The 14,111-nt window shown below is 59.7% G+C and carries 10 protein-coding genes; 9 read left to right on the forward strand and 1 reads right to left on the reverse strand.

The genetic code is table 11. The annotated features are described in order from the left end of the window. Nucleotides 1-2 precede the first annotated feature (2 nt). The 7 genes from FH08_RS0142735 (at nt 3) to FH08_RS0142765 (ending at nt 8,629) form a co-directional block, all read left to right on the forward strand. Nucleotides 3-542, forward strand: coding sequence for a F0F1 ATP synthase subunit delta (locus FH08_RS0142735; RefSeq protein ID WP_031364237.1), 540 nt, complete (start codon nt 3-5; stop codon nt 540-542). A gap of 48 nt (nt 543-590) precedes the next feature. Next, complete coding sequence (gene atpA / locus FH08_RS0142740; RefSeq protein WP_031364238.1) at nt 591-2,132, forward strand: F0F1 ATP synthase subunit alpha; 1,542 nt, start codon at nt 591-593, stop codon at nt 2,130-2,132. A 136-nt stretch (nt 2,133-2,268) separates the two neighbouring features. Beyond that, nucleotides 2,269-3,171, forward strand: coding sequence for a F0F1 ATP synthase subunit gamma (atpG, locus tag FH08_RS0142745; RefSeq protein WP_031364239.1), 903 nt, complete (start codon nt 2,269-2,271; stop codon nt 3,169-3,171). 66 nt (nt 3,172-3,237) lie between these two features. Then, complete coding sequence (gene atpD / locus FH08_RS0142750) at nt 3,238-4,632, forward strand: F0F1 ATP synthase subunit beta (RefSeq protein WP_031364240.1); 1,395 nt, start codon at nt 3,238-3,240, stop codon at nt 4,630-4,632. A gap of 78 nt (nt 4,633-4,710) precedes the next feature. Beyond that, the gene (locus FH08_RS0142755; protein WP_031364241.1) at nt 4,711-5,136 is read left to right on the forward strand and encodes a F0F1 ATP synthase subunit epsilon; all 426 of its coding nucleotides are present in this window, start codon (nt 4,711-4,713) and stop codon (nt 5,134-5,136) included. A gap of 270 nt (nt 5,137-5,406) precedes the next feature. Further along, nucleotides 5,407-7,137 (forward strand): AMP-binding protein, encoded by a 1,731-nt coding sequence (locus FH08_RS0142760; RefSeq protein ID WP_031364242.1) that lies wholly within the window; start codon nt 5,407-5,409, stop codon nt 7,135-7,137. A 544-nt stretch (nt 7,138-7,681) separates the two neighbouring features. Next, nucleotides 7,682-8,629, forward strand: a complete 948-nt coding sequence (locus tag FH08_RS0142765) for an alpha/beta hydrolase (RefSeq protein WP_031364243.1) — start codon at nt 7,682-7,684, stop codon at nt 8,627-8,629. 122 nt (nt 8,630-8,751) lie between these two features. Here FH08_RS0142765 and FH08_RS0142770 read toward each other — a convergent pair whose 3' ends face one another. After that, a complete protein-coding gene (locus tag FH08_RS0142770) occupies nt 8,752-9,618 on the reverse strand; it encodes a transporter substrate-binding domain-containing protein (protein WP_081889772.1) in 867 nt (288 codons plus the stop codon). Between the two features lie 174 nt (nt 9,619-9,792). Here FH08_RS0142770 and hemE point away from each other — a divergent pair, with 174 nt between their 5' ends. Continuing rightward, the gene (gene hemE, locus FH08_RS0142775; RefSeq protein WP_031364245.1) at nt 9,793-10,881 is read left to right on the forward strand and encodes a uroporphyrinogen decarboxylase; all 1,089 of its coding nucleotides are present in this window, start codon (nt 9,793-9,795) and stop codon (nt 10,879-10,881) included. 452 nt (nt 10,882-11,333) lie between these two features. Next, entirely contained in the window at nt 11,334-13,610 is a 2,277-nt protein-coding gene (locus FH08_RS0142780; RefSeq protein WP_419178054.1) for a primosomal protein N', read from the forward strand. Nucleotides 13,611-14,111: the final 501 nt, after the last annotated feature.

Below are 14,111 nucleotides of genomic sequence, written 5' to 3' on the forward strand. Positions count from 1 at the left end.
TCATGGCCGAACTTGCAACCATCGCCCGACCGTACGCAGAAGCCGTATTCCGCGTGGCCGAAGCGGGTGAGCTCGCCGCCTGGTCTGACTTCGTCGAGGAGCTGGCTCAGGTTGCGCGTCTGCCTGAAGTGCTGTCCATCGCGACGAGCCCGAAAGTGAGCCGCGACCAGGTCAGCGACCTGTTGTTGGCGGCGGTGAAATCGCCGATCGCGAAGCAGCCGGAGGCGAAGAACCTGGTGCGGATGCTGGTGGACAACCATCGGCTGACGCTGATGCCTGAAATTGCCGTGCAGTTCGACGAGCTGAAGAATTCCCGCGAAGGTGCGGCCGATGCGCTAATTGTCAGCGCATTCCCGCTGGAAGGCGCACAGTTGACCGACCTTGTCGCGAATCTCGAACGCAAGTTCCACTGCAAGCTGAAACCTACTGTTGAAGTCGATAAGTCGCTGATTGGCGGTGTTCGCGTGACGGTAGGCGACGAAGTACTGGATACCTCGGTCCGCGCGCGCCTTGCGAGCATGCAGACGGCGCTGTCCGCCTGACGCGCTTTTGCGCCGGCGCGGTTAAGAATTGACTATCAGGAGTGACTAATGCAACTCAATCCCTCTGAGATCAGCGAGCTGATCAAGAGCCGGATCCAGGGTCTGGAAGCGAGCGCCGATGTTCGCAACCAAGGCACTGTGATTTCCGTGACCGACGGTATCGTGCGTATTCACGGTTTGTCGGACGTGATGCAGGGCGAAATGCTCGAATTCACGGGCAATACCTTCGGCCTCGCGCTGAACCTCGAGCGCGATTCGGTTGGCGCCGTGATTTTGGGCGAATACGAACACATTTCGGAAGGCGACATCGTCAAGACGACGGGCCGCATTCTTGAAGTGCCGGTGGGTCCGGAACTGCTCGGCCGTGTGGTCGACGCACTGGGCGTGCCTATCGACGGTAAGGGTCCGGTCAACGCAAAGCTGACCGACGCTGTCGAAAAGATTGCACCGGGCGTGATCTGGCGTAAGGGCGTGTCGGAGCCGGTTCAAACGGGTTTGAAGTCCATCGACGCAATGGTGCCGGTTGGCCGTGGCCAGCGCGAGCTGATCATTGGCGACCGCCAGTGCGGCAAGACGGCCGTGGCCATTGACGCGATCATCAACCAGAAGGGCAAGAACCTCTTCTGTATCTACGTTGCAATCGGGCAGAAAGCTTCGTCGATCATGAACGTGGTGCGCAAGCTGGAAGAAAGCGGCGCAATGGAATACACGGTCGTGGTCGCGGCTTCGGCTTCGGAATCGGCTGCGATGCAATACCTCGCACCGTACGCCGGCTGCACGATGGGCGAATACTTCCGCGATCGCGGTCAAGACGCGCTGATCGTGTATGACGATTTGACCAAGCAAGCATGGGCGTATCGTCAGATTTCGCTGCTGCTGCGCCGTCCGCCGGGTCGTGAAGCATATCCGGGCGACGTGTTCTACCTGCACTCGCGTTTGCTGGAGCGTGCTGCTCGCGTGTCGGAAGACTACGTTGAGAAGTTCACGAAGGGCGAAGTGAAGGGCAAGAGCGGTTCGCTGACGGCACTGCCGGTCATCGAAACGCAAGCCGGCGACGTGACCGCATTCGTTCCGACGAACGTGATCTCGATTACCGACGGCCAGATCTTCCTGGAAACCGACTTGTTCAACGCCGGTATTCGTCCTGCTATTAACGCAGGCGTGTCCGTGTCGCGAGTCGGCGGTGCAGCGCAGACCAAGGTAATCAAGAAGCTGTCCGGCGGTATTCGTACCGACTTGGCGCAGTATCGTGAATTGGCCGCGTTCTCGCAGTTCGCATCGGACCTGGACGAAGCGACGCGTAAGCAACTGGAACGCGGTCGGCGCGTGACGGAATTGCTGAAGCAGCCGCAATATCAGCCGCTGCAAGTGTGGGAACTGGCGATCGCGCTGTTTGCCGCGAACAACGGTTACCTCGACGATCTCGAAGTTGCTCAGGTGCTGCCGTTCGAAAAGGGTCTTCGCGACTATTTGAAGACGAAGCACACGGACTTGATCAATCGCATCGAACAGAACAAAGACTTGTCGAAGGACGACGAAGGCGCATTGCATGCCGCGCTGAAGGACTTCAAGAAGTCGGGCGCTTACTGATCCTCGTATTGGTCGAACTTTGAAGCGGCGCGGGCCGCTTTCAGAAGCAACGAAGCATCCCGCGCCACTTCGATAGCTTTGCATGGGTCCCGAGTAAGCGCTAAAGCGCAAACTCTGGCCGACAATGGAGTAAGCAATGGCTGGAATGAAGGAAATCCGCGGCAAGATCAAGAGCGTGCAAAACACGCGCAAGATCACCAAGGCGATGGAAATGGTGGCTGCGTCGAAAATGCGCCGCGCGCAGGAGCGCATGCGCGCTGCTCGCCCGTATGCCGACAAGATCCGCGACGTCGCGGCTCACATGAGCGCTGCCACGCCTGAGTATCGCCATCCGTTCATGGTTGAGAACAAGGGCGCGAAAGCGGCCGGCATGATCCTCGTCACGACCGATAAAGGTCTGTGCGGCGGCATGAACACGAACGTGCTGCGCGCAGCGCTCCTGAAGTTCAAGGAGCTCGAGCAGAAAGGTCAGACGATCGAAGCATCGGCGATCGGCAGCAAAGGTCTGGGCTTCCTGAACCGGTTGAAGGCCAAGACCGTGTCGCAAGTCACGCATCTGGGCGACACGCCGCATCTGGAAAAGCTGATCGGCGCGATCAAGGTTCAGCTCGACCTGTATTCGGAAGGCAAGATCAGCGCGGTTTATCTGGCGTTCACCCGCTTCGTCAACACGATGAAGCAGGAAGCCGTGATCGAACAATTGCTGCCTTTGTCGGCAAGCGATTTCGCACGCAAGGACGGCCTCGATAAAAACAGCGAACCGGTTACGCCGAAGACTTCGTGGGATTACATCTACGAACCGGATGCGCAGACGGTGGTCGACGAACTGCTCGTGCGTTATGTCGAAGCGCTCGTGTATCAGGCAGTGGCGGAAAACATGGCATCGGAGCAATCGGCTCGCATGGTCGCCATGAAGGCCGCTTCGGATAACGCGAAGACCGTGATCGGCGAATTGCAGCTCGTGTACAACAAGAGCCGGCAAGCATCGATTACGAAGGAATTGTCAGAAATCGTCGGTGGCGCTGCAGCGGTCGGTTGATCGTGAGCGTCGAATCGAACTGCGCCTGTCGCGCGAGTGAAGAATCAAGTATCTAAAGGAAATGCGATGAGTACTACTGCTTTGGTAGAAGGCAAGATCGTACAGTGCATCGGCGCGGTTATCGACGTGGAATTCCCGCGTTCCGACATGCCGAAAATCTACGACGCGCTCGTTTTGGAAGGCTCGGAACTGACGCTTGAAGTCCAGCAACAGCTGGGCGACGGCGTGGTCCGTACCATTTGCCTGGGTGCATCGGATGGATTGCGCCGCGGCACGGTGGTGAAGAACACCGGTAAGCCGATCAGCGTGCCGGTCGGCAAACCGACGCTTGGCCGGATCATGGACGTGTTGGGTCGTCCGATCGACGAAGCCGGCCCGATCAACTCGGACGTGACGCGCGGGATTCACCAGAAAGCGCCGAAGTTCGAAGATCTGTCGCCATCGACTGAACTGCTCGAAACGGGCATCAAGGTGATTGACTTGATCTGTCCGTTTGCGAAGGGCGGTAAGGTTGGTTTGTTCGGTGGCGCCGGTGTGGGCAAGACCGTGAACATGATGGAACTGATCAACAACATCGCTAAGGAACACGGTGGTTATTCCGTGTTCGCCGGTGTTGGCGAGCGTACCCGCGAAGGGAACGACTTCTATCATGAAATGAAGGATTCGAACGTTCTGGACAAGGTCGCGCTGGTGTACGGCCAGATGAACGAGCCGCCGGGCAACCGTCTGCGCGTGGCGCTGACCGGCCTGACGATGGCCGAGCATTTCCGTGACGAAGGTCTGGACGTGCTGTTCTTCGTGGACAACATCTACCGTTTCACGCTGGCTGGTACGGAAGTGTCGGCTCTGCTGGGACGTATGCCGTCGGCAGTGGGCTATCAGCCTACGCTGGCTGAAGAAATGGGCCGTCTGCAAGAACGGATCACGTCGACGAAAACCGGCTCGATCACCTCGGTGCAAGCCGTGTACGTTCCCGCCGATGACTTGACCGACCCGTCGCCGGCGACCACGTTTGGTCACTTGGACGCAACGGTTGTGTTGTCGCGTGATATCGCTTCGCTGGGTATTTATCCGGCTGTGGATCCGCTCGATTCGACCTCGCGCCAGATCGACCCGAACGTGATTGGCGAAGAGCACTACGCGATCACGCGTGGCGTGCAGCAAACGCTGCAGCGCTACAAGGAATTGCGCGACATTATCGCGATTCTGGGCATGGACGAACTCGCGCCGGAAGACAAGCTCGCCGTTGCGCGCGCTCGTAAGATCCAGCGTTTCCTGTCGCAGCCGTTCCACGTCGCGGAAGTCTTCACGGGCTCGCCGGGCAAGTACGTGCCGCTGAAGGAAACCATCCGCGGCTTCAAGATGATCGTGGAAGGTGAATGTGATCATCTGCCGGAGCAGGCGTTCTACATGGTCGGCACGATCGACGAAGCCTTCGAAAAGGCTAAGAAGATCCAGTAAGGATCGGGCGGGCGCGGGTTTTCGGACGAAAACCCGCGCCTCTTTAATACGCTCATCCAGCCTTGCATGGGAGTCGATATGGCAACAATTCAAGTAGACGTCGTCAGCGCGGAAGAGCAGATCTTCTCGGGCCGGGCGAAGTTCGTCGCACTGCCGGGCGAAGCGGGTGAACTCGGCATTCTGCCGGGCCACACGCCGCTCATCACGCGGATTCGTCCGGGTGCTGTGCGTATCGAAGCGGAGAACGGTGACGAAGAGTTCGTGTTCGTTGCAGGCGGAATTCTCGAGATCCAGCCGGGCGTGGTGACGGTTCTGGCCGATACCGCGATCCGTGGTCAGGATCTCGATGAAGCGAAGGCGCTGGAAGCGAAGAAGCGCGCTGAGGAAGCGCTGCAGAACACGGGTTCGAACCTCGAGTACGCGACCGCGCAAGCGGAATTGGCGTACGCGACGGCTCAGATCGCGGCGATTCAGCGGCTGCGGAAACTGCGCGGTAATCACTAAGCGTTTCGCGAGTTTTGGTTTCAGGAAAAAGCAGCCTTCGGGCTGCTTTTTTATTGCCGCTCAAAACGGCGATGCGTGCGCCAACACATACGTCCAGGCCCGCGCACTTCCGCGCAAAACTGCACAACGAACATGCGTTGATCCGGGCCTTTTTGCGGGTAACACTCAATGCCCTAGCTCTCCCTCGCGATGCACAATTGGCCTTCCGAATCGCTTTCATGGCGCTTCGTCTTTGTCTTATAGCGCCATCCCACGGAGGAGACCGTCGATATGCCTACCCAACCAACGCACGCCGGGCCGCAGATCGAACCACGCGACGGTTTGTCGTACGTTCGCGGCTCGACTGACATTCCGCTGAGCGACGCCACCGTTTCCCGCTTCCTGCGCGGTACGGCCGCGAAATATCCCGACCGTCCTGCGGTGATTTTCCGCGAGCAAAACATCCGTTGGACCTGGCGCGAATTCGCCGATGAAGTCGATGTCCTCGCGTCGGGTTTGCTCAAGCTTGGCGTTGAAGCGGGCGACCGCGTTGGCATCTGGTCGCCGAACCGCGCCGAATGGCTGCTGACGCAATTCGCCACCGCGCGGATGGGCGCGATCCTCGTGAATATCAACCCGGCGTATCGGCTGGCGGAGCTCGAGTACGCGCTGAACAAGGTCGGCTGCAAAGCGCTGATCGCGGCGGAACAATTCAAGACATCGAAGTATCTGGAGATGCTGCAAGCGTTAGCGCCGGAACTCGCCACCGCCAAACCTGGCGCGCTCAACGCAGCGCGTTTCCCTGATTTAAAAGCCGTGATCCGAATGGGCGAGGGCGCCACCCCCGGCATGCTGCGTTTTCCCGACGTCATGTCGCGCGGCCGGGATGGGCTCGACACGGTGCAACTCGACGCGCTGGAATCGACGCTCACAGACCACGATCCTATCAACATCCAGTTCACGAGCGGCACCACCGGCAACCCCAAGGGCGCCACGCTCACGCATCACAACGTGGTGAACAACGGCCGTTACATCGCACACTCGATGTTGCTCACCGAACAGGATTCGCTGTGCATCCCCGTGCCGCTGTATCACTGCTTCGGCATGGTGCTGGCGGTGCTTGCGTGTGTATCCGTGGGCGCAGCGATGGTATTTCCAGGCGAAGCCTTTGATCCCGCCGCCACCCTCGCAGCTGTCGATGAAGAACGGTGCACGGCACTGCACGGTGTGCCGACGATGTTTATCGCGGAACTCGATCTCCCGAACTTCGATAAATACGACCTGAGCCGTTTGCGTACCGGGATCATGGCGGGTTCGCCGTGCCCCATCGAAACGATGAAAAAGGTCGTCTCGCGGATGCACCTGCGCGAAATCACGATCGCATACGGAATGACCGAGACGAGCCCGGTGTCGTTTCAAAGCTCGACCACCGATCCCCTCGATAAACGCACAACGACCGTCGGTCAGATCCAGCCGCATCTGGAGGTGAAGCTGGTTGATCCGCTAGGCGAAATCGTCCCGGTTGGTGAGACCGGCGAACTCTGCACGCGCGGTTATTCGGTGATGAAAGGATATTGGGGCGACGAAGAAAAAACGCGCGAAGCGATTATCGATGGCTGGATGCATACCGGCGATCTGGCCACCGTCGACGCAGAGGGATATTGCAATATCGTCGGACGATTAAAGGACATGTTGATTCGCGGTGGCGAAAACATTTATCCGCGCGAGATTGAAGAATTCCTGTTCCGGCACCCGAAGATTCAATCAGCCCAGGTATTCGGTGTTCCGGATAGTAAATACGGCGAGGAAGTATGCGCGTGGATTGTTCTCCGCCAGGGAGAGTACGCGACGACAGAAGACATTCGCGAATTTTGCCAAGGACAGATCGCGCACTACAAGATTCCGAAGCATATCCGCTTTGTCGATGAGTTGCCGATGACGGTCACCGGCAAGGTCCAGAAGTTCATCATGCGAGCAAAGATGATCGAGGAATTGAAGCTATCGGAAGCTAAAACCGCGTAACTACAAGTGATCTCTTGATATCTACAATTAAAAATGGCCGCCGGAATAATCGCGGCGGCCATTTAAGTTCTTACGCAAACGTTTGTACAGGACAAAAAAAAGCGGGCCTGGAGCCCGCTAAAAACCACACGCTACGGGGTTAGCGCGAGGAGACCAAGGGTGGGACCGGCCGATATGATTTCATCAGCCAACGACCCCAACAAACATGTCCCTGAAGCTGGGATTCGGCACTATGCCGACCATCGAATGCAACTCAACGTTGTAATTCACCAACGCTGCACTCGATCACATCCGTGTTGAGACCGTTGAAGTGATTGTGGGCGAATAATCCAGGCATCACCGTAACAAAGTGTTTCAGGTTGTAACCCCTGACGAACAAGGCTCGGCGATTAATCTGTCCAAATTTTGTCGATTATGGTGATTTACAAGTCGATATTTCGGCGCGTTTTAGAAATGCTTGCGCTGCCAAGCGCGATATGTAGATTTTAAGGACAATCAAAAACCGTCGCCCGACCGGGCGGCGAATTGCACTGGAGACAAGCGCATGACCATCGACGCAGACCTTCTCGCCTATTACGCCAAGGTTGCGGCAGCGTTCCCCGAACTTCCGCCCGATGCCGATCCTTTAGCCATTCGACGCCAATTTCAGGATGTCGCGCGTGAGTTTGCGGCGCCGCGTCCGCTTGGCGTCGATGTTGAAGACACAGCCGTGCCGCTCAATGGACGTACGCTGCGGGCGCGGGTTTACCGGCCGGCAGGGGCCAGGAAGCCATTGCCTCTCGTGGTCTACTTTCATGGCGGCGGGTGGGTGGTCGGGGACCTGGAGACGCACGACCTGATGGTCGCGCGATTCGCTCAGGATTCGCATTGCGCGGTCGTGAGCGTCGATTACCGAATGGCACCGGAGCACCCGTTCCCCGCGCCCGTTGACGACGCGCTCGATGCGCTGCTGTGGCTCGCCGAGCATCGTTCGCGTCTGGGTTTTGCGACCAGCCGGCTGGGCGTGGCCGGCGACAGCGCCGGCGCTCATCTCGCGGCCGTGACTGCGCGTGCTGCGAACGATCGTGTGGCTGGTCTGGTCACGGCGCAGTTGCTGATCTATCCGGTGGCGCGCTGCCGTTTCGAGGGCGGCAGCTTTACGGCGAATGCGGAAGGGCCGGGCTTGACCACCGAAGAAATGCGCTTTTACTGGGCCCAATTCCTGACGGCCGAACCGCCTGCCGATGACGACGTGCGGGCGTTTCCGCTCGCGCAGTCCTGCGATCGGACGCCGGCGCAGGCGTTGATTGTTGCTGCAGCTTACGATCCGCTGTATGACGACGCCCATGAATTCGCACGTTTTCTGGAAGCGAACGGCGGCCGTACCGAGGTAATTGACGCGCACGACATGACGCATGGCTTCGGCCGGATCCAGGCGCATTCAAAATCGGCGGCGGTCTGGATGAAAAAAACGTCGGAACGCTTCGGTGAATTGTTACATGCGGTGCGTTGACTTTTCGATGCCGAGCGACATCAGCTTACGCGATACTTACGTAAAGCTATCAATTTTCTGAACTTGCCATGAGCGCTAGCCGACGTGCAAAAAAGGCGGCCCGACTCCGGCCGCCTTCGCTCTCATTTCAGCCATTTATCGAGAACTGCCTGAAACTCGCCTGTCGAGCGTGACAGGTGCAGCCACTGATCGACATATTGCTGGAACACCACATCGCCGCGCGGCAGCAGATACGCTTTTTCTCCGAACTGGAACGGCTTGTCCGGATGGACCGAGCACAAGCCGGGATTCAGCTTTTGCTGGAGTAGCGTTTCGGAAGCATCGGTGACCATCACGTCGGCTTGACCGTCGAGGATTTGCTTGAAGATGGTCACGTTGTCGGGGTACTCGATCAGTTGCGAGTGCGTGAAGAACTGCTTCGCGAACTTCTCGTTCGTACCGCCCGGATTGACGATGGTGCGTACGCCCGCTTGATCGATTTGCGCGACGGTCTGGTATTTATCGACGTCGGCGCAGCGGACGATGGGTGTCTTGCCGTCGACCATGTAGGGCTGGGTGAAGAATGCGCGTTTCTGGCGTTCGAGCGAGGTTGAAACCCCGCCGACCGCAATGTCGCACTTCGCGACGAAATCGTTCATCAGGCTCGACCACGATGTCTTGATGAACTCGGCTTTGACGTTCATTGACTGGGCGAGGTTTTGCGCGGCGTCGATGTCGATGCCTTCGAACTGGCCGTCCGGCCTCAGGAACGAGTACGGCTTGTAGTCGCCCGTTGTGCAAACGCGCAGCGTGCCGCGCGCGAGGATTTCGTCGAGTCTCGATGGAGCGGCCGCCGCGCTGGCCGGTAGCGTTGCGCCGGGAGCGGCGATGATGCTGCCGCCTTGTACGGTTTGCGCCTGCGCGCCGATGGCGAAGCCGAGCAGCAGCGCGCAAGCGCCCGTGCGAAAGACACCGCGAAGCAACGTGCAACCAGAGGCAAGAACTTTCATCGACACTCCTGGAAAGATTATTTCAGCCGCCGATGATATCGAAGCGGGGCGTCGTTGGCATCCGGTTTTAAAGGCGCACCGACCCTTGGCCACAACGCCAAAATCCCCCTTCCTTGAATGCGAACGCAAACCCTCGTCCGGTAGAATGCCCCTTTGCCCTACGCTCCAATCCCCGTGCCTTCCACACTCCTGAACGACACTTTCCTGCGCGCGCTGCAGCGCCAGCCCACCGACTACACGCCGATCTGGCTGATGCGTCAGGCGGGCCGCTACCTGCCCGAGTACAACGCCACGCGTTCGCGCGCCGGTAGCTTCCTGGGGCTTGCCACGAATCCTGACTATGCTACGGAAGTCACGCTTCAGCCGCTGGAGCGCTTCCCGCTCGATGCCGCTATCCTGTTCTCGGACATCCTGACCATCCCCGACGCCATGGGCCTCGGCCTGAATTTCGTCCAGGGCGAAGGGCCGCGATTCGAGCGCACGGTCCGCACGGAAGAGGACGTCGCGAAGCTGCACGTGCCGGATATCGACGCCACGCTGCGCTATGTGACCGACGCGGTATCGCAAATCCGCCGGGCGCTGACCGATGCGCAAGGCCGCCAGAAAGTGCCGCTGATCGGCTTCTCAGGCAGCCCCTGGACGCTCGCGTGCTACATGGTCGAAGGTGGCGGGTCGCCCGATCACCATACGGTCAAGGCCATGGCCTACACGCGGCCGGACCTGATGCATCGAATCCTCGATATCAACGCGCAGGCGGTCGTCGCTTATCTGAACGCGCAGATCGAAGCGGGCGCGCAAGCCGTGATGATCTTCGATACCTGGGGCGGTGCGCTGGCCGACGGCGCCTATCAACGCTTCTCGCTCGACTACATCGCGAAGGTGGTCGCGGGATTGAAGCGCGAACACGACGGCGTCAAGGTCCCGGTCATCACGTTCACGAAGGGCGGCGGCTTGTGGCTGGAACAGATCGCGGCAATCGGCGTGGACGCGGTCGGCCTCGACTGGACCGTGAACCTGCGACAGGCGCGCGAAAAAGTGGGCGATCGGGTGGCGCTCCAGGGCAACATCGATCCGGCGGTGCTGTTTGCGTCGCCGGCCGTGATTCGTACCGAAGCGCGCGCCGTGCTCGACAGCTTCGGAAATTTCCCCGGCCATGTCTTCAACCTCGGCCACGGCATTTCGCAGTTCACGCGTCCGGAGAACGTGGCGGAACTGGTCGATGAAGTGCATCGTCACAGCCGCGCCATTCGCGCAAAGAACTGAAGTTTGGTCAAAAAAGATTGCTGCGCTGCGTCATGAAAAGCTCACGTCAAACGTTTTCGTGGTCAGACAAAAGCGCCTCGAAATGCCCGCAGCTTGGCCGTTCGGCCAATGTCAAGAGTTGACTTATGCACATTTTGTTCGTTGCGGCGCGCCATGTTCAAATCAGACCTAAGCGCTACTCAGAAGGCATGTTGTGTGTCCTCAAATACATGATTAATAAGAGAAATTTGAGAGCAACCCGAAATGTGGGCTACCGCACACAACGAGTGAGATCGCCACTTTTTGTCCCTGTCAATCAAAGTTCTCAACAAAGTTATCCACAGGCCTGTGGAAAGCTTCGAAATCTCAAAATTAATCCACAGCTTAGCGGCGATTGTGATGTTTTACTTTAACTCTGTCCCGCGCAGCCGCATGTTCCGGTGGAACGGTCGCGCCGGCGTGGCTTGCGGCGGGTGCGTCAATTGAGCGTCTTCGTCCGGGTCGCGCTGGACCATCCTCTGCCGACGCTTTTCGACTATCGATACGACCTGGCTCCCACGCCGCTGCCCGGCATGCTGGTACGAATTCCATTCGGAAGACGCGACGCGGTCGGCCTGATTTGCGAAGTGACGGGTCACACCGACGTGCCGCCGGACAAGTTGCGCGACGTGGCCGCGATTTGCAGCACACTCGCGCCACTCGCCGATGAATGGCGCGCGCTGACGCTGTTCGCGGCCGAGTATTACCAGCGAGGTCTGGGCGAAGTGGCGTTGCCCGCGCTGCCGCAGGTGCTGCGCGACGCCTCGCGCTGGGCGAAATTGCTGGCGCCGGAGGAGCGGTATCGGCTGATGCCGGAAGGGCGCGCGAGTTTGCCCGATGCGTTGCCGCCACGCGCCACCGCGCTGCGCCGTCTCGCCGATGCCCTCGCCGCCAATCCCACGTTGCCCGCCGCCGAGGCTCGCGCGCTGCATCCGAAAGCGCGTGCAACGCTCGATGAGTGGCAAACGCGTGGATGGGTAGCGCTGGAAACCGGCGATGTGCCGGAGCCGGACATCGCGCTCGCGCCCGCGGTCGAAAAGGCCGCGCTGCACGCGCATGACGCGCTTTTGCCGCAATTGACCGCCGAGCAATCCGATGCCGTCGATGCGATAACCGGCGCGGACGGTTTCGCTGCGTTCCTGCTGCACGGCGTGACCGGGAGCGGCAAAACAGAGGTCTATCTCCACGCACTGGCCGATTTGCTCGGTTCGCGCCCCGACGCGCAAGCGCTCGTGCTCGTCCCGGAAATCAATCTCACGCCACAATTCGAAGCCGCGTTCCGCACGCGTTTCGCGGCGCTCCCGGAGGGCGCCATCGTGACGATGCATAGCGGGCTGGCCGAAGGCGAACGCGCTCGCAACTGGCTCGCGGCGCACACGGGCCGTGCGCGGCTCGTGCTGGGGACGCGGCTGGCGATCCTGGCGTCGTTGCCGAAGCTGGCGCTGATTGTTGTCGATGAAGAACACGATCCCGCCTACAAGCAGCAGGAAGGCTTGCGCTATTCGGCGCGTGATCTCGCGGTTTATCGCGCGAACAAACTGGAGATTCCTGTGGTGCTCGGGTCGGCGACGCCATCGCTCGAAAGCTGGTGGCAGGCTGAGCAGGGGCGATACACCAAGCTCACACTCACTCGTCGGGCCGTGGCGACCGCGGTTTTGCCGAGCGTCCGGCTGATCGACCTGGAAGAGGAACGGCAGCGCGGACGGGCGTCGGTGGAGGGGTTGTCGGGACCGCTCATCGCCGCGATGAAAACGCGCCTCGAACGCGGCGAGCAAAGCCTCGTATTCCTCAACCGCCGCGGATACGCCCCCATCCTTTCGTGTGACGCGTGCGGCTGGGTCGCCGGCTGCCCGCGATGCAGCGCGTACGTAGTGCTTCATAAGCCCGAGCGCGCGTTGCGTTGCCACCATTGCGGCTGGGAATCGCGAATTCCCAAGTCCTGCCCGGACTGCGGCAACGTGGATATCGCGCCGATGGGCCGCGGCACGCAGCGCGTGGAAGAAACGCTGGCGACGGCTGTGCCCGGGGCGAGGGTTTTACGTATCGATGCCGACAGCACGCGGCGCAAGGGCAGCGCACAAGCCCTTTTCTCCGATGTCCACGCCGGCGAGGTCGATATCCTCGTTGGCACGCAGATGATCGCAAAGGGGCACGACTTTCAGCGCGTGACGCTGGTCGGCGTGCTCAACGCCGATACGGCGCTTTTTTCCCACGATTTCCGGGCGAGCGAGCGGCTGTTTGCCCAGTTGATGCAGGTTAGCGGTCGGGCGGGGCGCGCAGGATTGCCGGGTGAAGTGATGATCCAGACGCGCTATGCGCGGCACGCGCTTTATCACGCGCTGGCACGGCACGACTACGTTGGGTTTGCCAATTCCACGCTGGCCGAGCGCCGCGACGCGCATTTGCCGCCGTTCGTCTACCAAGCAATGCTTCGCGCCGAAGGGCGCACGCTCGAGGCTGCGCTAGACTTTCTGGGCGCTGCGGCAGCAGAGTTCGCCGCGCTGGCCGGCGCGGAACGCGTGACCGTCTACGACGCGGTGCCGTTGACTATCGTGAAGGTGTTTAACGTGCACCGCGCGCAGTTGTTGCTGGAATGTGCGTCGCGGGCCGTGTTGCAGAATGCGCTGCGGGCCTGGCAGCCGGCATTGCGCAGTCTCAAGGTAAAAGGCGTGATTCGATGGAACGTCGAGGTCGATCCGCTGGATATTTAAGGCCGAACGCGCTGATTGACCCGTTTAGCTATTGCGGGGGTCTGAGCTTCGCACGCGCGCAACCGTCATCCCGCCAACGCTCAAGTCACTCCCATTGTCTCGGCTGTCGCTCTCCGGACGCTCGACGTGCGGATGCGCGCCGCGGATGAAAAACACCACGCACAGCGCAGTCATCGCCCAAATACTGCAAAAAATCATCCAGGTGCTCATGTTCTCTTCTCCCCGAAACCGCGCGGCTGAATTGTAAGACGGCCGCAGAGTTTCATCGCTGAATTGGCCGTACTAGTTCTTATCGGCAGCAGGCAGCGATTCAATAGGGCTGACACAAGAATATTTGTCAGACGAGAAATCCTAGAGCGTTCTCGACCCAAACCGCCATCCACAATTACCCCTAATGCCTTGTTCTCAAAGGATTTTTGAAAGGTGCAACCCATCTTGAAAAGTAGGTTGCACCTTTTTTATGAGCGGGTTACGATTCGGCCACTTTTCAAGCTATCGCCG

This window comes from Caballeronia sordidicola (genome assembly GCF_000729995.1).
In the GTDB taxonomy this organism is placed as follows: domain Bacteria; phylum Pseudomonadota; class Gammaproteobacteria; order Burkholderiales; family Burkholderiaceae; genus Caballeronia; species Caballeronia sordidicola_A.